A 21,787-nucleotide genomic window follows, 5' to 3' on the forward strand; every position below is an offset into this window, starting at 1 on the left:
ATAAAGATTACGATTAACACTATTATATAACTAAGATTAAATTAATACAAAATGGCAAAAGCAACATATGATCGTTCGAAACCACACTTAAATGTTGGTACTATTGGACACGTAGATCACGGTAAAACAACATTAACAGCAGCTATTACTAAATGTATGGCTGATGCTGGTTATTCAGAGGCTAGATCATTCGATCAAATCGATAACGCTCCTGAAGAAAAAGAAAGAGGTATTACAATTAACTCTTCACACGTAGAATACCAGACTGCAAATCGTCACTACGCACACGTTGACTGTCCAGGTCACGCAGATTACGTAAAGAACATGGTTACTGGTGCTGCGCAAATGGACGGTGCTATTCTTGTAGTTGCTGCTACAGATGGTCCTATGCCACAAACACGTGAGCACATCCTTCTTGGACGTCAGGTAGGAATTCCTCGTATTGTTGTATTCATGAATAAAGTGGATATGGTTGATGATGAAGAATTACTTGAATTAGTAGAGATGGAAATTAGAGATTTACTTTCTTTCTACGAGTATGATGGAGATAACGGACCTGTAATTGCTGGTTCTGCACTTGGAGCATTGAATGGTGAGCAAAAGTGGGTTGATACAGTTTTAGAATTGATGGAAGCTGTTGATAACTGGATCGAAGAGCCAACACGTGAAGTTGACAAGCCTTTCCTAATGCCAATCGAAGATGTATTCTCTATTACTGGACGTGGTACGGTTGCAACAGGTCGTATTGAGACTGGTATTGCAAACACTGGAGACCCAGTAGAAATTATTGGTATGGGAGCTCAGAAATTGACTTCTACAATTACTGGTATTGAAATGTTCCGTCAGATCCTTGATAGAGGTGAAGCTGGAGATAACGCTGGTATTCTTTTAAGAGGTATTGAGAAAACTCAAATCTCTAGAGGTATGGTAATCACTAAGCCTGGTTCTGTAACTCCTCACGCTAAATTTAAAGCTGAGGTGTACGTTCTTAAAAAAGAAGAAGGTGGACGTCACACTCCATTCCATAATAACTATCGTCCACAGTTTTACGTACGTACAACCGACGTAACTGGAAACATTAACTTGCCAGATGGTGTTGAAATGGTAATGCCTGGAGATAACTTAACAATTACTGTTGATCTTATCCAGCCAATCGCTATGAACATCGGGCTTCGTTTTGCAATCCGTGAAGGAGGTAGAACAGTTGGTGCAGGTCAGGTGACTGAAATTTTAGACTAATTAAGTTTATAGATATAAGGTTAAGGTGTTGCGCTATTTAGCGTAACGCCTTGACTTTTATTACGGGTGTAGCTCCATTGTGAGCAATTTATTCCCAATTACGGGTTTAGCTCAGTTGGTAGAGCACTGGTCTCCAAAACCAGGTGTCGGGAGTTCGAGTCTCTCAACCCGTGCAAGATTGAAGAAGTTTTCTTCAGAAAAAAATAAAACACCAGTACAAATGGTAAACTATATAAAAGAATCCTATAACGAATTAAAAAACCATGTTACATGGACTCCTTGGCCAGAAGCGCAAAGGTTAACTGTAATTGTGGCTGTGTTTTCTGTTCTTCTTGCATTAGCGGTTTGGGGAGTAGATACTGTTTTTAGTGGTATTATAGAGCAATATTTTAAATGGATTAAGTCGTAATCATGACTGAAACAAAAAGTACAAAAAAGTGGTATGTTGTCCGTTCAGTAAGTGGGCAGGAAAACAAGATTAAGGCGTATATCGAATCTGAGATCACGCGCTTAAATCTTGAGGATTATATTGAACAAATCCTGGTTCCTACTGAAAAGGTAATACAGATTCGCAACGGAAAGAAAGTGAACAAAGAGCGTGTTTTCTTTCCTGGATATATTATGATTCAAGCGAGTTTAGCTGGAGAAATACCACACATTATAAAATCTGTTAATGGAGTTATTGGTTTCCTTGGTGAAACCAAAGGAGGAGATCCTGTGCCACTAAGACAATCTGAAGTAAACAGAATGTTAGGTAAGGTAGATGAGCTTTCTGTAAAAGATGATAATATTAACATTCCTTATATCATAGGAGAAACTGTAAAAGTAATTGATGGTCCTTTTAATGGCTTCAATGGTACAGTAGAAAAGATTAACGAAGAAAAGCGTAAGCTGGAGGTAATGGTGAAAATTTTCGGAAGAAAAACCCCATTAGAACTAAGCTATATGCAAGTTGAAAAAGTATAATTGTTACACGCTATATAATAGGTTGTTTCTTAGGCTTCCACTCAAGAAAAAACCGCATTAAATTTTAGAAAATGGCAAAAGAAGTAGGTAAAGTAGTAAAGTTGCAAGTTCGTGGAGGAGCGGCTAACCCGTCTCCACCAGTTGGACCAGCTTTAGGTGCTGCCGGTGTAAACATCATGGAGTTTTGTAAGCAGTTTAATGCTAGAACTCAAGATAAGCAAGGAAAAGTATTACCAGTTCAGATTACGGTGTATAAAGACAAGTCTTTTGACTTTGTTATTAAAACACCTCCTGCTGCGGTACAAATTCTTGAGGCTGCAAAGACCAAAAAAGGGTCTGGAGAGCCGCACATCAAAAAGGTAGCAACTATCTCTTGGGATCAAGTACGAACAATTGCAGAAGACAAAATGCCCGATTTAAATGCGTTTACCGTAGAGTCTGCTATGAAAATGGTAGCTGGTACAGCAAGATCAATGGGTGTGAAAGTTAAAGGTGCTGCACCGTTTTAATCAAGAAAAAGAATCTATAAAATGGCAAGATTAACAAAAAAGCAAAAAGAAACTCGCGTAATGGTAGAGGATAGAACCTATACTGTTGCCGAAGCTTCTGCTTTAATAAAAGAAATCACCAAAGTAAACTTTGATGCCTCTGTTGACCTGGCGGTTCGTCTTAACGTGGATCCACGTAAAGCAAACCAAATGGTAAGAGGTGTTGTTACCTTACCTCACGGTACAGGTAAAGATGTAAAGGTATTAGCATTAGTTACTCCAGACAAGGAAGCTGAAGCTAAAGAAGCCGGAGCAGATTACGTTGGTTTAGATGAGTACCTCGATAAAATTAAAGGAGGTTGGACAGATGTTGACGTTATTGTAACCATGCCTAGCGTTATGGGTAAATTAGGACCATTAGGACGGGTTTTAGGACCTCGTGGATTAATGCCTAACCCAAAGACAGGTACGGTAACAATGGATGTTGCTAAAGCAGTTTCAGATGTGAAGGCCGGTAAAATCGACTTTAAAGTTGAAAAGAATGGTATCGTTCATGCAGCAGTTGGAAAAGCGTCTTTTGATGCTGAAAAGATTGCAGGAAACGCAAGAGAATTATTAACTACACTAGTAAAACTGAAGCCTCAAGCGGCTAAAGGTGTCTATATTAAAAGTATCTTCATGTCGAGCACGATGAGCCCTTCAGTAGAAATAGACACAAAAAGATTTACTGAGCAGTAAAAACAAGCACTTATGACTAGACAAGAAAAATCAGAAGTAATAGATAACTTAACTGCACAGTTAACAGAGAATGCTACTATTTATCTAGCAGACATCTCTGGGCTTGATGCAGGATCTACTTCAAACTTACGTCGTGCTTGTTTTAAAGCAGGAGTAAAGTTAAATGTAGTGAAGAACACATTGCTTTCAAAAGCAATGGAAAATTGTGATAAGGACTTTGGTGAATTAACTGAAGTTTTAAAAGGAAATACATCTTTGATGGTTTCTGAAACAAGTAATGCGCCAGCTAAAGTAATCAAAGAATTCAGAAAAAAATCTGAAAAGCCTTTGTTAAAAGGAGCATTCATTGAAGAAGCAATTTACGTAGGTGATAACCAGCTAGACATGCTTGTAGACATCAAGTCTAAAGAAGAACTTGTTGGAGATATCATCGGATTATTACAATCGCCTGCTAAGAATGTTATTTCTGCACTTAAGAGTGGAGGAAATACACTTTCAGGTTTAGTTAAAACCCTTTCAGAAAGAGAAGGATAGTCCTAGGTCTCCCATAAGGAGTTAGAAGGATTCAATATTAGCACTAATTAAATTATATAAATACAATTATTAAAAACGATAGAAAATGGCAGATTTAAAAGATTTCGCAGAACAATTAGTTAACTTAACCGTAAAAGAGGTTAATGAATTAGCTACTATATTAAAAGATGAGTACGGCATTGAGCCTGCTGCTGCAGCTGTAGCTGTTGCTGCTGGTGGTGCAGGTGGTGGTGAAGCCGCTGAAGAAAAGTCTGAATTTGATGTAATTCTTACTGCAGCAGGTGGTTCTAAATTAGCAGTTGTAAAACTGGTAAAAGAATTAACTGGAGCAGGTCTTAAAGACGCAAAAGAATTAGTTGATAATGCACCATCTCCAATTAAGGAAGGTGTAAGTAAAGACGAAGCTGAAGCTTTAAAAGCACAGTTAGAAGAAGCTGGAGCAGAGGTTGAGCTTAAGTAAGCTCACTTAACTTCAAACCTTAAGGTTTAGGTCTTTCTCATGCGAGAAAAGACCTAAACCATTTTGCGTATATAAAGGTTACCAATTTTGAGTATACGCGCACAACAATTATTTTAATTAAAATTCCGTCCATAGATGTCAGCAACGCAAACTGAAAGATTGAATTTTTCCTCTGTACAGAATAAGCCGGATTATCCGGACTTTTTGGACATCCAGATTAAATCCTTTCAGGATTTTTTCCAACTGGAAACCAAGTCAGACGAAAGAGGTCAAGAAGGGTTATATAAGACCTTCTTAGAGAATTTCCCTATTACCGATACACGCAACCAGTTCGTATTAGAATTTTTAGATTATTTTGTAGATCCACCAAGATATTCACTTTTAGAGTGTATCGAGCGTGGTCTTACGTACAGTGTGCCTTTAAAAGCACGTCTAAAATTATACTGTACAGACCCGGAACATGAAGATTTTGAAACCATCGTTCAGGATGTGTATTTAGGTACTATTCCGTACATGACACCTTCTGGTACTTTTTGTATCAATGGTGCAGAACGTGTTGTCGTATCACAGTTACACCGTTCGCCTGGTGTTTTCTTTGGACAATCATTCCATGCAAATGGAACGAAACTTTATTCAGCTCGTGTGATTCCTTTTAAAGGATCATGGATTGAATTTGCTACCGATATTAACAGCGTTATGTACGCTTATATCGATAGAAAGAAAAAATTACCTGTAACTACGCTTTTCCGTGCCATTGGTTTTGAAAGAGATAAGGATATCCTTGAGATCTTCGACCTTGCTGAAGAGGTAAAAGCTTCTAAAACAGGTTTAAAGAAATACCTTGGGCGTAAGTTGGCAGCACGTGTGCTAAAAACATGGCATGAGGACTTTGTGGATGAAGATACAGGAGAAGTTGTATCTATTGAACGTAACGAAATCGTTCTAGACCGTGATACAGTGCTTGAAAAAGAACACATTGAAGAAATCATGGATTCTGGAAGTAAGACGATTCTTCTTCATAAAGAAGATAATCACCTTGCAGATTATGCCATCATCCATAATACGTTACAGAAAGATCCTACCAACTCTGAAAAAGAAGCGGTAGAACATATCTACAGACAATTACGTAACGCTGAGCCGCCCGATGAGGAAACTGCTCGTGGAATCATCAATAAGTTGTTCTTCTCAGATCAGCGATACAACCTTGGTGAGGTTGGACGTTACCGAATGAATAAAAAACTTGGTCTTGATATCGCGATGGATAAGCAGGTGCTTACCAAAGAAGATATCATAACTATTGTAAAATACTTAATTGAGTTGATCAACTCTAAAGCAGAGATTGATGATATTGATCACTTATCAAATCGTCGTGTACGTACGGTAGGGGAGCAATTATCTTCTCAGTTTGGCGTTGGCCTTGCTCGTATGGCAAGAACGATTCGCGAGCGTATGAATGTTCGTGATAACGAAGTATTTACACCTATTGATTTGATTAACGCGAAGACCTTATCTTCTGTTATTAATTCTTTCTTCGGAACGAATCAGCTTTCACAGTTTATGGATCAGACCAATCCATTAGCCGAAATCACGCATAAGCGTCGTCTTTCAGCTTTAGGACCAGGTGGTTTATCACGTGAAAGAGCAGGATTTGAGGTGCGTGATGTTCATTATACGCACTACGGAAGGTTATGTCCTATTGAAACGCCTGAAGGACCAAACATTGGTTTGATTTCTTCCCTTTCAGTATATGCAAAAGTGAATAACCTTGGGTTTATTGAAACTCCGTACAGAAAGGTGACAGATGGTAAGATCGACTTTAAAAATGAAGCGACGTATCTTTCAGCTGAAGAAGAAGAAGGACAATTAATCGCACAGGCAAACATTCCGTTAGGTAAAGATGGAAAAATTGATACAGACCGTGTTATTGCACGTATGGAAGGTGACTTCCCTGTAGTGGATCCAACTACGGTTAATTATGCCGATGTTGCGCCTAACCAGATTTCGTCTATCTCGGCATCTTTAATTCCATTCTTGGAACATGATGACGCAAACCGTGCCTTGATGGGATCTAACATGATGCGTCAAGCGGTACCTTTATTAATCGCAGATTCTCCAATTGTAGGAACGGGTCTTGAAAGACAAGTTGCTAGCGACTCCAGAGTATTGATTAATGCCGAAGGAGACGGAGTAGTAGAATATGTAGATGCTAACGAAATTAGTATCAAATACGATCGTACAGACGAAGAGCGAATGGTAAGTTTTGACAGTGACTCTAAGGTATATAGCCTTGTAAAGTTCAGAAAAACAAACCAGGGAACTTCCATCAACTTAAAGCCAATCGTTCAGAAAGGTGACAGAGTAAGCAAAGGACAAGTACTTTGTCAAGGATACGCTACAGAAAAGGGTGAATTAGCCTTAGGTAGAAACATGAAGGTTGCCTTCATGCCTTGGAAAGGATACAACTTTGAGGATGCGATTGTAATTTCAGAAAAAGTGGTACGTGAAGATATCTTTACGTCTATACATATCGATGAGTATTCTCTTGAAGTAAGAGATACAAAGTTGGGTAACGAAGAATTGACAAACGATATTCCTAACGTTTCAGAAGAGGCTACAAAAGACCTTGATGAGCATGGGATGATTCGCGTTGGTGCAGAAGTAAAACCTGGTGATATATTAATAGGAAAGATTACCCCAAAAGGAGAAAGCGATCCTACACCAGAAGAGAAATTACTTCGCGCCATCTTTGGTGATAAAGCCGGTGATGTAAAAGATGCTTCTTTAAAAGCGTCTCCATCATTACGAGGTGTAGTAATCGATAAAAAGTTATTTGCCCGTGCGATTAAAGATAAGCGCAAGCGTGCAAAAGACAAAGAAGATATTGCAGAATTAGAAGTAAAGTATGATGCAAAGTTTGATGCATTAAAGGATGTACTAGTTGAAAAACTATTTGCTATTATTGGTGGTAAAACAGCTCAGGGCGTTATGAATGACCTTGGAGAAGTTGTTTTCCCTAAAGGTAAAAAGTACACGCTTAAAATGTTGAACGCTGTAGAAGACTATACACACTTAACAGGCGGAACTTGGGCAACAGATGATGAAACCAATGCGTTGGTAGCAGACCTAATGCACAACTACAAAATTAAGGAAAATGATCTGCAAGGAAATTTACGTCGTGAGAAATTTACTATCTCGGTAGGAGATGAGTTACCTTCAGGGATCTTAAAACTTGCTAAAGTATATATCGCTAAGAAACGTAAACTAAAAGTAGGGGATAAAATGGCGGGACGTCACGGTAACAAAGGTATTGTTGCTCGTATTGTTCGTGATGAAGATATGCCTTTCTTAGAAGACGGAACTCCTGTTGATATCGTGTTGAACCCGCTAGGGGTACCTTCACGTATGAACATTGGACAGATCTATGAAACGGTTCTTGGTTGGGCTGGACAAAAATTAGGACGCAAATATGCGACTCCAATTTTTGACGGTGCAACAATAGACCAGATCAATGAATTTACAGACGAAGCTGGAATTCCAAGATACGGACATACCTATTTATATGATGGAGGTACAGGTCAACGTTTTGATCAGCCTGCAACTGTAGGTGTGATTTATATGCTAAAACTTGGACACATGGTAGATGATAAAATGCACGCTCGTTCTATTGGTCCATACTCATTGATTACACAGCAACCATTAGGTGGTAAAGCACAGTTTGGTGGTCAGCGTTTTGGTGAGATGGAGGTTTGGGCTCTTGAAGCATACGGTGCTTCTAGTACCCTTAGAGAAATTTTGACAGTTAAATCTGATGATGTTATAGGTAGAGCCAAAACATACGAAAGTATTGTAAAAGGGGAAGCTATGCCAGAACCAGGATTACCAGAGTCGTTCAACGTATTGATGCACGAACTGAAGGGTCTTGGACTCGACATTAGATTAGAAGAATAAAATTTCAGTAATCAGTATTCAGTACGCAGTGAATGTGTACTGGCTACTGGCTACTATTTACTGAATACTGAAAAAAAGCATTATGGCAAGAAATAATAACGAACAACAACAGAAGAAATTTAATAAAATTTCGATAGGCTTAGCTTCTCCAGAATCAATTTTGGCAGAATCCAGAGGGGAAGTTTTAAAACCTGAAACAATAAACTACCGTACGCACAAACCAGAGCGTGATGGTCTATTCTGTGAGCGAATCTTTGGTCCGGTTAAGGATTATGAGTGTGCTTGTGGGAAATATAAAAGAATACGTTACAAAGGAATCGTTTGTGACCGATGTGGTGTAGAGGTGACAGAGAAAAAAGTACGTCGTGACCGTGTGGGACACATCAATCTTGTTGTTCCTGTAGCGCACATTTGGTACTTTAGAAGTTTACCAAACAAAATTGGATATCTATTAGGGCTTCCTTCAAAGAAGCTTGATATGATTATCTATTACGAAAGATACGTAGTGATCCAGCCAGGTATTGCAAAGAATGAAGAAGGAGAGCCTGTGCAAAAAATGGATTTCCTTACGGAAGAAGAATACTTAAATATTCTTGATAGTCTTCCGCAAGAAAATTTATACTTAGATGACGAAGATCCAAACAAATTCATCGCTAAGATGGGTGCCGAATGTTTGATCGAATTATTAAACCGTATCGACTTAAATGCATTATCATTTGAGTTACGTCACAAAGCAAATAACGAAACTTCGAAGCAACGTAAAACGGAAGCTTTAAAGAGACTTCAGGTTGTTGAAGCACTTCGTGATGCCAATAAGAATCGTGAAAACAGACCAGAATGGATGATCATGAAAGTAGTACCTGTAATTCCGCCGGAATTACGTCCATTGGTACCACTAGATGGAGGTCGTTTTGCAACCTCAGATTTAAATGATTTATACCGTCGTGTGATTATTAGAAACAATCGTTTAAAGCGATTGGTTGAAATTAAAGCACCCGAAGTAATTTTACGTAATGAAAAGCGTATGCTTCAGGAGTCGGTAGATTCATTATTTGATAATACGAGAAAATCTTCCGCAGTAAAAACGGATAGTAACAGACCATTAAAATCACTTTCAGACTCGCTAAAAGGTAAGCAGGGACGTTTCCGTCAAAACTTATTAGGTAAGCGTGTAGATTATAGTGCACGTTCGGTAATTGTTGTTGGACCAGAATTGAAGTTGTTCGAATGTGGTATCCCTAAGGATATGGCAGCAGAACTATACAAGCCCTTTGTAATCCGTAAGTTGATTGAAAGAGGAATCGTAAAAACGGTAAAATCTGCAAAGAAGATAATAGATAAAAAGGAACCTGTAGTTTGGGATATTTTGGAAAACGTTCTTAAAGGACATCCAGTATTACTAAACCGTGCCCCTACACTTCACCGTTTGGGTATTCAGGCATTCCAACCAAAATTAATTGAAGGAAAAGCAATTCAGTTACACCCATTAGTATGTACGGCATTTAACGCCGATTTTGATGGGGATCAAATGGCGGTACACCTTCCATTAGGGCCAGAAGCAATTCTGGAAGCTCAGTTATTAATGTTGGCTTCTCACAATATCCTAAACCCTGCAAATGGTTCGCCAGTGGCAGTACCATCTCAGGATATGGTATTGGGTCTGTATTATATGACCAAGCTTCGTAAGACTGATGATACCTATAAAGTAAAAGGAGAAGGATTAACATTCTACTCGGCCGAGGAAGCAGTAATTGCTTACAACGAGAAGAAAGTTGATTTGAATGCCGAAATAAAAATCCGTACGAAGGATTTTGATGAGAACGGAAACTTAAAAATGCAGATTATCACAACGACTCTGGGTAGAGTTTTGTTTAATCAGCATGTACCGGAAAAAGCAGGATATATCAATGAAGTATTGACTAAGAAATCGCTTAGAGATATTATTGGTGGTATTTTGGCGGTAACAAGTGTGCCTGAAACAGCCGAGTTCCTTGATGCGATCAAAACGTTAGGATATAAATTTGCATTCGAAGGTGGGTTGTCGTTCAGTTTAGGAGATATTATTATCCCTGCTGAAAAACAACAGATGATTGATGATGCGAACACACAAGTAGATGCTATTGTAGGAAACTATAATATGGGTCTTATTACAAACAACGAACGTTACAATCAGGTAATTGATATTTGGACGGCGACCAATGCTGAATTGACAGAGTTGTCTATGAAACGTATTCGTGAGGATCAACAAGGGTTTAACTCGGTGTATATGATGCTTGATTCTGGGGCTCGTGGATCTAAAGAACAGATTCGCCAGTTAACAGGAATGCGTGGTTTGATGGCTAAGCCTAAGAAGTCTAATAGTGGAGGAGGAGAAATTATTGAAAACCCAATTCTATCTAACTTTAAAGAAGGACTTTCCATTTTAGAATACTTTATCTCAACACACGGTGCACGTAAAGGACTTGCAGATACGGCTCTTAAAACAGCAGATGCAGGATACTTAACCCGTCGTTTGGTAGATGTTTCTCAAGATGTTATTGTAAATACTGAAGACTGCGGAACCTTACGAGGGATTGAAGTTTCAGCATTGAAGAAAAACGAAGAAATTGTTGAGACCTTAAAAGCGAGAATTGTAGGTAGAACATCATTGAACGATGTGATAGACCCTTTAACAAAAGATGTCTTAGCTGAAGCAGGAGATCATATTTCTGAAGCGGTTGCTGCAAAAATTGAAGCATCTCCTCTGGAAAGTATCGAAGTACGTTCGGCATTAACCTGTGAAGCTAAAAAAGGAATTTGTTCACAATGCTACGGAAGAAACCTTGCGACCAACAAAATGGTACAACGAGGAGAAGCTGTAGGTGTTGTTGCAGCTCAATCTATTGGGGAGCCAGGAACGCAGTTAACATTGCGTACCTTCCACGTGGGTGGTATTGCAGGGAACATTTCCGAAGAAAATAAATTAACAGTTAAGTTTAACGGAAGAGCAGAAATTGAAGATCTTAAAACCGTAAAAGGGGAAGATTCTGAAGGAAATAAAGTAGATATTGTTATTTCTCGTACGTCTGAATTAAAACTCGTTGACGAGAAAACCGGTATTAACTTAAGTACAAACGTGATACCTTACGGTTCGACGATCTATGTAAAAGATGGTGAGAAACTGAAAAAAGGAGATGTTGTTTGTCAGTGGGATCCATATAACGGTGTAATTATTTCTGAATTTGCTGGAAAAATTAAATATGAGAATATTGAACAGGGAGTTACCTATTCGGTAGAAATTGATGAACAAACCGGTTTCCAAGAAAAAGTAATTACCGAATCAAGAGATAAGAAGAAGATACCAACCCTTCAGATTTTAGGAAAGAAAGACGAAGTGATACGTTCGTACAATTTACCTGTAGGAGCACACTTAATGGTAGATGAAGGCGATAAGATTAAGATTGGTAAAGTGTTAGTAAAAATACCTCGTAAATCTGCTAAAGCAGGGGATATTACAGGAGGTCTTCCACGTGTAACAGAGCTATTTGAAGCGCGTAATCCATCTAATCCTGCAGTTGTTAGTGAGATTGATGGTGTTGTTTCCTTCGGAAAAATCAAGCGTGGTAACCGTGAGATTATTATCGAATCGAAACTGGGAGAAATCAAGAAGTATTTGGTAAAACTGAGTAATCAAATTCTGGTACAGGAGAATGATTATGTGCGGGCAGGAATGCCATTATCTGATGGTTCTATTACACCCGAAGATATTCTTCGAATCAAAGGGCCTTCTGCTGTACAACAGTACTTGGTAAATGAAGTTCAGGAAGTATATCGTTTACAAGGGGTAAAAATTAATGATAAGCACTTTGAGGTAGTGGTTCGCCAGATGATGCGTAAAGTACGTATTGTAGATAGTGGAGATACTACGTTCCTTGAGAATCAATTAGTACATAAAGCTGATTTTATTGAAGAAAACGATAAAATCTTCGGAATGAAGGTAGTTGATAATGCTGGAGATTCTGAAAATTTAAAAGAAGGACAGATTATTTCGTCTCGTGAGTTACGTGATGAGAATTCTATCTTGCGAAGAGCAGACAAGACATTGGTTGAAGCACGTGATGCTGTAAATGCAACAGCAACTCCTATTTTACAGGGGATTACGAGAGCTTCGTTACAAACAAAGTCATTTATCTCTGCTGCATCCTTCCAAGAGACTACTAAAGTATTAAATGAAGCTGCGGTAGCAGGTAAAGTGGATACATTAGAAGGCCTTAAGGAGAATGTAATTGTAGGTCACAAGATCCCAGCCGGTACAGGGATGAGAGCATATGATACTATTATTGTAGGTTCTAAAGAGGAATTTGAAAAAATGACTACGGAAACACAAGAAGTAAATTATAACTAAGTTGTACCACTTTTATAAATAGTAAAAATCCCGTGACATTTGTTATGGGATTTTTTTTAATCAATTGGACTAATAATTAATAGACTTCCACCTTTGTGGAAGATCAAATAAATTTGATATGGCAGAAGATAAAAAATCAAAACAAGGGCAAATAAATATAGAGCTTGATGAAGCTACTGCGCAAGGAATTTATAGCAATCTAGCTATTATAAATCATTCAAAATCTGAATTTATTGTAGATTTTGTTTCTATAATGCCTGGTGTTCCTAAAAGCAAAGTAAAATCAAGAATCATACTAACGCCACAACACGCAAAGCGTTTCTTAAATGCGTTAGGCGATAATGTACGTAGATTTGAAAAGGCACACGGAGAGATAAAGGATTATCAGCAACCTCCCATGCCCATTAATTTTGGACCTACAGGGGAGGCTTAATTCTGGTAAACTGAAAACGATATTTAGTGGATATAGAAAAGCCTTGAATTCAAGTTAATTAAAATCAAGGCATAATCATATTATTATTTTAAATTACTATTTTGGTTTTATCTGCTTTTTCAAACTCACTTACAAAGTGAAACTTAATGGAAGGGTATTTGCTTTGGGTCATTTGTAATGTAAAAGCAGAATCTGCAAAAAATACCAGTTGGCCACGTTTGTCTTTTGCTAAGAATTTTGATTTTGTCCTTTTAAAATCGGCAAATTCATCATTTTTAGGATCTAAAGCCTCTACCCAGCATGCTTTGTGTACGTTCAAGTTTTCGTAACGACAACTAGCTCCATATTCGTGCTCCAATCTGTATTGTATTACTTCAAACTGAAGCGCTCCTACGGTTCCAACTACTTTTCTTCCGTTGAGCACTAAGGTAAATAATTGAGCTACGCCTTCATCCATTAATTGATCAATTCCTTTTTCGAGCTGTTTGCTCTTCATTGGATCTGCATTGTTGATATACTTAAAAAATTCGGGAGAGAAGCTCGGAATCCCTTTGTATCGCATTTCTTCACCTTCAGTGAGGGTATCTCCAATTTTGAAATTTCCGGTATCGTGTAAGCCTACTATATCTCCAGGATATGAAATGTCTACAATTTGTTTCTTTTCAGCAAAAAATGCATTAGGACTGGAAAATTTCATCTTCTTTCCATTGCGAACATGCATATAATTAGTATTTCTTTCGAAGGTGCCAGATACAATTTTAACAAATGCTAGGCGGTCTCTGTGTTTGGGATCCATGTTAGCATGTATTTTAAATACAAAACCTGAAAATTCTTTTTCTTCAGGTTTTACAAGTCGTGTATCACTGTACTTAGGTTGTGGTTTTGGAGCAATCTCGATAAAACAATCTAACAGTTCTCTTACTCCAAAATTGTTGAGAGCAGAACCAAAGAATACAGGTTGTAATTCACTTTGTAAATATTCTTCTCTATTGAAATCTGGATAGACTTCATACACTAATTCTAATTCTTCCCGAAGTGTATCTGCTGCTTTTGAACCAACAAGTTCGTCTAGTTTTTCTGAACTAACATCTTCAATTTCAATTGTTTCTTCGATGTTTTTACGACTGTCTCCACTAAAGAGATTTACGTTTTTTTCCCAAATATTATAAATTCCTTTAAAGTCATAACCCATGCCAATAGGGAAGGAGAGTGGAGTCACCCGGAGTTGTAATTTTTGTTCAATCTCATCCAGTAATTCAAATGCATCTTTTCCCTCCCGATCTAATTTATTGATAAAAACAATCATCGGAATATTTCGCATTCGACATACTTCTACGAGTTTTTCAGTCTGTTCTTCAACACCTTTTGCAACGTCAATGACTACAATAACACTATCTACTGCTGTAAGCGTTCGAAAGGTATCCTCGGCAAAATCCTTGTGCCCAGGAGTGTCTAGAATGTTAATTTTAATACCTTCATATTCAAAGGCTAAGACAGAAGTGGCTACCGAAATCCCTCGCTGACGTTCTATTTCCATGAAGTCACTCGTCGCTCCTTTTTTAATTTTATTGCTTTTAACGGCTCCAGCTTCTTGAATCGCTCCGCCAAACAACAACAATTTTTCTGTTAATGTTGTTTTTCCTGCATCTGGATGAGATATAATTCCGAAGGTTTTGCGCCTGTTAATTTCTTTTTGTAGTGACATTAATTTTAAAATATAATTGGCAAATATACGGGATACAGAGCTTTTAATTTTAAAATTAAATAGTTTTGAATAAAAAAAATTTCCTACAAAATATAGTATAATAGTTATAGCTATATAAGAGAAAATAGAAAATATCCTATTTTGCTTCCTACAAATTTAGATTCACTTTATCGATGAAATTTGCGTTTAATCGATAATATTAAATATATTCGTTCTTTAATTATTCTTTAGATGAGTTAAAATATAGATGAAAAAAGCATGGATTTGTAGGAATAAATTAGCTATAATTTAGGTGAATTTTTTTGTAAAATAAAAGTTATATGGAATTTAATAGCATTCCCTTTACTAAACTTTGTTCCTACTTTTGTTTTGGTAAGAACATCAATAAAATAGGGCAATACGTACTAATACGTACGGTATATTCCTACAAAAATAATCGTTAAAATTCCCTTTTTTGCGTATTTCAACGATTATTTTACACCATTCAGCTAAAACACGTGTTTTTGTAAATCTTTAACTTTTATTCCTACGTATATTTGACTTGAATACAGGATAGCTATGTTAATTCCTGAAACACAATAACAATAAAAATTTAAACGCATGCAAACTTTTACATTCGTTACAAGAAATATTAAAAGCATCTATAGAGTAAGTCTAATTGCTTTAATCATTTTTACTGCTAATTTTACTGCACATGCACAAATAGGTACTCAGTCATCTTCTGTTCGGTCTGGTGTAACTTTTCAGTGGTCCAATTCGCAGACTATAAATGGGACTTTCAATAATGATAATCCAGCTACGATTAAATCTATTACTATAGGAGATATTGTATATGATCGTTTTGCAGTGCCTTCAAACTATCAACTAACAAGATTAGGTGTGGGAGAGAATGCGACTTCTTCAAATCCAAACGGAAATGCACATGAAGTTAATGGAGTTTTTGAAAACGGTAGTGAGGTTATAGGTACCAGTATTACTGCAACTTCAAATATTAATGATTCGACACCATGGGATAATGCAGCAAAATCTGCATTCATGGATAAAAACTTAAATCATTATTTTACTGCAAATCCAAATGGTGAAGCATTTTGTGGCACTTTTAATTCTTCATTAAGAAATAAAGCACAAAAACAAACAATCTATTATATGCCATCAATTCCATCTAACGAAGGTGGAATTTTGGCTGTTACAGAACGTGGGGGGAATAACTGCTATTTCGTAGAAGTCTATGGAATGCTAGCCGGAAGTTCAACAGAGACTAAAATTGGAGATACTTTTGTAAGAAACCGTTCTGGAGAAGATCTACGTGGTGGTGGTTTTTCGCAACCTTCTAACAGTTCAACAGATTATTGGGGTTCTGGACGTGAGCAAGATAATGGACAGACTATTGCAATTGCATTGTTTCAATTAAACAGTGTAGCTCCAGTAGGTTCAAGAATTACAAAAATAGAATTTACAGCCGCTACGAGAGATCACGGTGATGGTAAATTTTTTATTTTACAAGACTATGCTGTAAATCAGGAAAATGATGGGTGTGAAGGTGAGACCCAGCAAGGAAATTTGAATGATGTGAATAGTGTGCCTTCAGGTTCTACATACACACTTCAAGGACCAGCTCCTGCAGGTGCTGCTTCATTTACTTTAAACTCAAACGGTACGTATTCATATACTCCAAATCCTGGTTTTACTGGGTCGGCGAGTTTTAATTATAAAGTTACATTACCAGCTCCTAATCAAAATGTAAAGGATTCTGCTACGGTTACACTAACAGTAAATGCTATACCAGATGCTCCTGTTGTAGAGTTTATTTGTGGAAGTAATGCTAATAATGGGAAACTCAAGGTAAATTCTCCAACAGGCTCACAATTTGAATATAGCTTAAATAGTGGATCTTTTCAAAGTTCCAGAGAATTCAATAATGTTGGTGCTGGAACATATACCGTTAAAGTTAAAAATAAGCATACTGGTTGTATAGCTGAAACATCCATAACAGTTACAAATACTACTAATGATGCACCTGAAGCTTTTAATGATACTTTTTCTACAAATCCAGGAGTCCCTATCACATTTAATGTGTTGGCTGATAATGGTACAGGATTAGATTTTGATCCCAACGGAGATCCTTTTTCTGTAATTTCTAATACAAATCCTGGAAATGGAAGTTTGACAAGTAATGGTAATGGTAATTTTACATTTACGCCTTCTGCAGGTTTTGTAGGTACAACTTCTTTCTTTTATACAATTAAAGATCAGCCAACTTCATGTTCAAGTCAGGCTAAAACTGATAAAGCAGAGGTTATAATCAATGTCGTCAATAATCCTACTCCAAGAGGGTGTAATTGTACACCACTTTATAAAGAATCAAACTTTGTAAACCCTATAAAAATTGCCGGTAATAATTTAGAAGTAGGAGCTGTATATAGGTTTTCAAACGTTTTTCCTACAAATCCATACGGAACCACAATTGATGCATTGGTAAGAATTGAAGAATTTGCGGGTGGGGCATCCTTATTAAATATTGATGTAACTTCTTCTGGTCTTGCTGAAAACTTTCAACCAAGAATTAACAGTACGAATAATAATGATCAAAGTGTTTTATTTAATATCACATTTGTTGAAGGTGGAGGTAATTATGGCGATGAAGTAGAAATATCTTTTTATGGAACACCTTATGATATTGACGGTGATAGCCAAGATTCAAGAGAGTATGCTGAATTAAGTTTGCCAGACGCTTATTTTGTAAGTAACCAAACAGAACTTAATATTACTCAGACTGCAACGAAAATTCGAGGAGAAGCGATGACTTCCACTACTGCTCCGGGTGGTGATATATCATTGGATCCTAGATGGACCTACAGTAATTATTGGGAGACAAAATCTTCTTTGAATTATAGAATTGGTAAGTTAGATGGAAACAGTGATAGATATTATTCTTTTGGAGTTTCTTGTGCCGATTTTAATGATCCTAACTCAATATTTATTACCTACCCTACCATATGTGGTACAGTGACAGATGAAGAAGGAAATCCACTAGCAAATGTCAATATAGATATAACAGGCTCTGATGGAAGCTCTCAAACTGTTCAAACAAATGGTAATGGTGAATACCTTGCTACTGCAGCAGTTCCAGATGCATTGGTTGATGTTACTTATGAAATTAGAGAAAATGACCTTCCAGGTTATATTTCTGTTTCCGATGTAGATGGGGCAAATGATAACTTAATTACTAGAACTATTGCGCTTCAATCGTCTTGTGGTAACGATTTTGTAGATGGTTTCAATCTTGAGATTGAACTTGAAGAAAAAACAGATATATTATGTAATGGAGATGATACCGGAGCTATAACTGTTTCAGCTACTGGTGGAGTGCCTCCTTACGTGTATACGATTAATGGTGGAACACCTCAGTCCTCTCCAACTTTTGAAAATTTATCTGCTGGTATTTATGTGATCGAAGTAACCGATACATTTGATAATACAGATTCTCTTTCAGTTACATTAACAGAACCTGAACCTATCAGTATTCAAATTACAAAAGAGAATGCTTCTTTATTAGGGCTCTGTCAAAATGGGGAAGCTACAGCTACACCTTCTGGTGGAGTTGGTCCTTACACATTCCAATGGAGTGCAAGTGCAGGAAATCAGACAACACAAACTGCAACTAACTTGCCTGCAGGAAATCATACTGTTACAGTAACAGATGCGAACCTTTGTACTTTAACACAAGGAGTAGTAATTGATTGTATTAACGATTGTGATGCGGTAGTTGTAGTAGATAGTAAAACGAACGTATTATGTGCGGGAGAAAATACAGGAAGTGCAACTGTAAGTGCAAGCTCTGCTGCAAGTCCATCATCTACTTTTACATTCAGATGGAATACAACACCACCTCAAATTGATGCAGGAGTTACTTCAAGTACAATTAGCGACTTATCAGCTGGGGTATATACAGTGAGTGTAACTATTGATGGAACACTATGCTTACCTGTTGAACAAAGTGTCACAATTACAGAACCTTCAAGTCCGGTTTCAGTAACTACTACTGCTACAGACGAATCAGGTCCAACAACAGGTGATGGGACTGCTACTGCAAATCCATCGGGCGGAACACCTTTTAATCCTCCAGCGGCTCCTTACACATTCTCATGGAACACTACTCCAGTTCAAACAACACAGACTATTACAGGTCTTAGTGCCGGAGATTATACTGTAACTGTGACTGATGCAAATGGATGTACGGCTATGTCTACAGTAACAGTAAACCCTGGAACTTGTAGAAACCTAGCAGCAAATGCTACGCCAACTCCTGTATCTTGTAATGGTGGTAATGATGGTACTGCTTCAGTATCTGTAACGGGTGGAAGTGGTAACTTTACCTATTCATGGAATACGACACCAGTTCAAACAACGCAAACAATTATTGGACTTACGGCAGGAACCTATACAGTAACTGTAACAGATACAACTACACTTTGTACCACTACAGCATCTGCAACTGTAAACGAACCTTCAGTATTAAGTTCGGGTATTGCAGTTACGAATGTTGCTTGTTTTGGTGAAAATACGGGATCTTTAGATTTAACCGTTACTGGTGGAACGCCAGGAACTTCTGGATATACATTTTTATGGAGTCCTGGGGGAGAAACCACAGAAGATCTATTTAACCTAACAGCGGGAACCTATTCCGTATTAATTACAGATTCAAATGGTTGTGAAAGAACAGATAGCGCTACTGTATTGCAGCCTTCTGAAGCTCTAGATATTTCTATTTCGACTCAAACGGATATAGTTTGTAACGGTTTTGGTTCAGTTACGTTAGCAGCAACCGGAGGAACTTCACCTTATTCTTATAGCTTAGATGGAGGAGCTCCTCAGACCTCTGAAACTTTTAATGATTTAGCTGAAGGAACTTATACCGTAGTTGTAACCGATGCCAACGGTTGTACTGAAGATGTTTCAGTAACGATTTTAGAAAACTGTACAGATGCAGTAAATGATATTAATGACACTTTTGTAGATCTTCCAGTAAGTGGAAACGTTTTAACGAATGATGAAGATGCTGAAGGAGATACGCAAACAGTTACCACTACAGGAACTATTACGACTGCTCAGGGTGGAAGTGTAGTACTAAATGCAGATGGAAGCTATACCTATACTCCTCCAACTGGATATATAGGTGAAGATACTTTTGAATATTCAATTACAGACGACGGAAATCCAGTTGCGACAGATACAGCAATAGTAACCATTCAAATTTTACCAGTTGATACTTCAATTAATTCAACTACTGCTAACGATGATATTGCAGGAACTGAAGTCGATACTCCAGTATCTGGAAATGTATTGGTAAACGATATTGATATTCAGGGTGACGGACAAGTGGTTACCAATGTAGGTACATTCCCAACAACACAAGGGGGAAGTATTACAATTGCTGCCGACGGAAGTTTTACATATACTCCTGCATTAGGTTTTATAGGTGAAGATACTTTTGAGTACTTCATTATTGACGATAACTTAAATCCAGCAACAGATGCTGCTATGTTAACTATTACCGTGGATGAAGATCCAGATGGAGATATTAATCATACGTATGCTAATGATGATGCTTACATAGGAATACCTGGTGCAACCATCACTGGAAATGTTAGTGATAATGATAGCGATCCCGAAGGAGATGCTCAAACCGTTAACGTAACTCCAGTTCAAGGACCCGTAAACGGAAGTCTTATATTAAATAATGATGGAAGCTTTACATACGTACCAAACGATCCTGCATTTACAGGAACAGATCAATTCATTTACGAAACATGCGACGATGGAACTCCAGTGGCTTGCGACAGAGCAACAGTTTATATTACCATAGGAGGTGATCCAAACACTACAGATGCTATTGATGATATTAATGATACGTTAGTAAACACAGCTGTTAGTGGTAATGTGTTGACTAATGATGAAGACTTACAGGGAGATACCCAGACGGTAACTACGACAGGGACTATTACGACTGCTCAGGGTGGAAGTGTGGTACTAAATGCAGATGGAAGTTATACGTATACACCACCTACTGGCTTTACGGGGACAGACAGCTTCCAGTATAGCATTGTAGACAATGGAAATCCAGTTGCGACAGATACAGCAAATGTTGTGATTGAGGTTAGAGATGGAAATGGAGGAAACTCAACGATTGCCAATAATGATACAGCGACTACTACGGTAGATACTCCAGTATCTGGAAATGTATTGGTAAATGATATTGATTTAGAGGGCGATGATCAGGTAGTTACTACCGTAGGAACGTTCCCGACGACTCAGGGCGGAAGTATCGATATTGCTGCCGATGGTAGTTTTGTATACACACCACCAGCGGGTTATATAGGAGAGGATACCTTTACCTATAGTATCATAGATGACAATGCAACTCCTGCTACGGATGATGCTGTGTTAACTATTACGGTGAATCCAGGACAGGTAAATACAACCGATGCTAATGATGATGCGTATGCTGGAAATCAGGGAGCGACAATATCGGGTAATGTATTGGACAATGATAATGATCAGGAGGGAGATACTCAGACGGTTAATACGACGCCAGTATCGGGGCCACAGTTCGGAACCCTTACTCTTAATGCCGATGGCACCTTTACTTATACACCAAATGATCCAAACTTCAGCGGACCAGATAGTTTTATCTACAGTGTTTGTGATGATGGTACTCCACAGGCTTGTGATCAGGCTACGGTGAGTATTACGATCTTCGGAATAAACACTACAGATGCTATTGATGATATTAATGATACGTTAGTAAACACAGCTGTTAGTGGTAATGTGTTGACTAATGATGAAGACTTACAGGGAGATACCCAGACGGTAACTACGACAGGGACTATTA

The 21,787-nt window shown here is 37.8% G+C and carries 12 protein-coding genes and 1 tRNA gene; 12 read left to right on the forward strand and 1 reads right to left on the reverse strand.

What is annotated here, in order from left to right; all coding sequences use genetic code 11:
- The first annotated feature begins 51 nt into the window (after positions 1 to 51).
- From tuf to ACFQO1_RS04495, 11 genes are all read left to right on the forward strand, one after another.
- Positions 52 to 1,239 (forward strand): elongation factor Tu, encoded by a 1,188-nt coding sequence (gene tuf / locus ACFQO1_RS04445; RefSeq protein ID WP_380216762.1) that lies wholly within the window; start codon positions 52 to 54, stop codon positions 1,237 to 1,239.
- A gap of 100 nt (positions 1,240 to 1,339) precedes the next feature.
- A tRNA-Trp gene (locus ACFQO1_RS04450) sits at positions 1,340 to 1,412 on the forward strand.
- A gap of 5 nt (positions 1,413 to 1,417) precedes the next feature.
- The gene (gene secE, locus ACFQO1_RS04455; protein ID WP_380216763.1) at positions 1,418 to 1,648 is read left to right on the forward strand and encodes a preprotein translocase subunit SecE; all 231 of its coding nucleotides are present in this window, start codon (positions 1,418 to 1,420) and stop codon (positions 1,646 to 1,648) included.
- Positions 1,649 to 1,650: 2 nt separating this feature from the next.
- Positions 1,651 to 2,205 (forward strand): transcription termination/antitermination protein NusG, encoded by a 555-nt coding sequence (gene nusG, locus ACFQO1_RS04460; RefSeq protein WP_380216764.1) that lies wholly within the window; start codon positions 1,651 to 1,653, stop codon positions 2,203 to 2,205.
- A gap of 71 nt (positions 2,206 to 2,276) precedes the next feature.
- A complete protein-coding gene (gene rplK / locus ACFQO1_RS04465) occupies positions 2,277 to 2,714 on the forward strand; it encodes a 50S ribosomal protein L11 (protein WP_380216765.1) in 438 nt (145 codons plus the stop codon).
- A 21-nt stretch (positions 2,715 to 2,735) separates the two neighbouring features.
- A complete protein-coding gene (gene rplA / locus ACFQO1_RS04470) occupies positions 2,736 to 3,431 on the forward strand; it encodes a 50S ribosomal protein L1 (protein ID WP_380216766.1) in 696 nt (231 codons plus the stop codon).
- A gap of 12 nt (positions 3,432 to 3,443) precedes the next feature.
- Positions 3,444 to 3,965: a 50S ribosomal protein L10 gene (gene rplJ / locus ACFQO1_RS04475; RefSeq protein ID WP_380216767.1), complete on the forward strand. Its 522-nt coding sequence runs from the start codon at positions 3,444 to 3,446 to the stop codon at positions 3,963 to 3,965.
- 85 nt (positions 3,966 to 4,050) lie between these two features.
- A complete protein-coding gene (gene rplL, locus ACFQO1_RS04480) occupies positions 4,051 to 4,425 on the forward strand; it encodes a 50S ribosomal protein L7/L12 (RefSeq protein ID WP_380216768.1) in 375 nt (124 codons plus the stop codon).
- Between the two features lie 135 nt (positions 4,426 to 4,560).
- On the forward strand, positions 4,561 to 8,373 hold the full coding sequence (rpoB, locus tag ACFQO1_RS04485; protein ID WP_380216769.1) for a DNA-directed RNA polymerase subunit beta: 3,813 nt from the start codon (positions 4,561 to 4,563) through the stop codon (positions 8,371 to 8,373).
- Positions 8,374 to 8,455: 82 nt separating this feature from the next.
- Positions 8,456 to 12,757, forward strand: coding sequence for a DNA-directed RNA polymerase subunit beta' (rpoC, locus tag ACFQO1_RS04490; RefSeq protein ID WP_380216770.1), 4,302 nt, complete (start codon positions 8,456 to 8,458; stop codon positions 12,755 to 12,757).
- Between the two features lie 118 nt (positions 12,758 to 12,875).
- Positions 12,876 to 13,190, forward strand: coding sequence for a DUF3467 domain-containing protein (locus ACFQO1_RS04495; protein WP_380216771.1), 315 nt, complete (start codon positions 12,876 to 12,878; stop codon positions 13,188 to 13,190).
- A gap of 88 nt (positions 13,191 to 13,278) precedes the next feature.
- On the opposite strand, the gene ACFQO1_RS04500 is transcribed toward ACFQO1_RS04495, so the two are convergent.
- Positions 13,279 to 14,895, reverse strand: coding sequence for a peptide chain release factor 3 (locus ACFQO1_RS04500; RefSeq protein ID WP_380216772.1), 1,617 nt, complete (start codon positions 14,893 to 14,895; stop codon positions 13,279 to 13,281).
- A gap of 600 nt (positions 14,896 to 15,495) precedes the next feature.
- Between ACFQO1_RS04500 and ACFQO1_RS04505 the strand changes: the two genes are divergently transcribed.
- Positions 15,496 to 21,787 (forward strand): Ig-like domain-containing protein (locus ACFQO1_RS04505; protein ID WP_380216773.1); only part of this gene is annotated, 6,292 nt, incomplete at its 3' end.

Origin of the sequence: Jejudonia soesokkakensis (assembly GCF_042664795.1) — a bacterium.
GTDB classification, from domain to species: Bacteria; Bacteroidota; Bacteroidia; order Flavobacteriales; family Flavobacteriaceae; genus Jejudonia; species Jejudonia soesokkakensis.

Bases quoted from the DNA above. Each gene is read 5' to 3' on its own strand.
- rplA (WP_380216766.1), top strand. From the start codon at position 2,736: ATGGCAAGATTAACAAAAAAGCAAAAAGAAACTCGCGTAATGGTAGAG.
- rplL (WP_380216768.1), top strand. From the start codon at position 4,051: ATGGCAGATTTAAAAGATTTCGCAGAACAATTAGTTAACTTAACCGTA.
- rplK (WP_380216765.1), top strand. From the start codon at position 2,277: ATGGCAAAAGAAGTAGGTAAAGTAGTAAAGTTGCAAGTTCGTGGAGGA.
- rplJ (WP_380216767.1), top strand. From the start codon at position 3,444: ATGACTAGACAAGAAAAATCAGAAGTAATAGATAACTTAACTGCACAG.
- ACFQO1_RS04500 (WP_380216772.1), bottom strand. From the start codon at position 14,895: ATGTCACTACAAAAAGAAATTAACAGGCGCAAAACCTTCGGAATTATA.
- nusG (WP_380216764.1), top strand. From the start codon at position 1,651: ATGACTGAAACAAAAAGTACAAAAAAGTGGTATGTTGTCCGTTCAGTA.
- ACFQO1_RS04495 (WP_380216771.1), top strand. From the start codon at position 12,876: ATGGCAGAAGATAAAAAATCAAAACAAGGGCAAATAAATATAGAGCTT.
- tuf (WP_380216762.1), top strand. From the start codon at position 52: ATGGCAAAAGCAACATATGATCGTTCGAAACCACACTTAAATGTTGGT.
- rpoB (WP_380216769.1), top strand. From the start codon at position 4,561: ATGTCAGCAACGCAAACTGAAAGATTGAATTTTTCCTCTGTACAGAAT.
- rpoC (WP_380216770.1), top strand. From the start codon at position 8,456: ATGGCAAGAAATAATAACGAACAACAACAGAAGAAATTTAATAAAATT.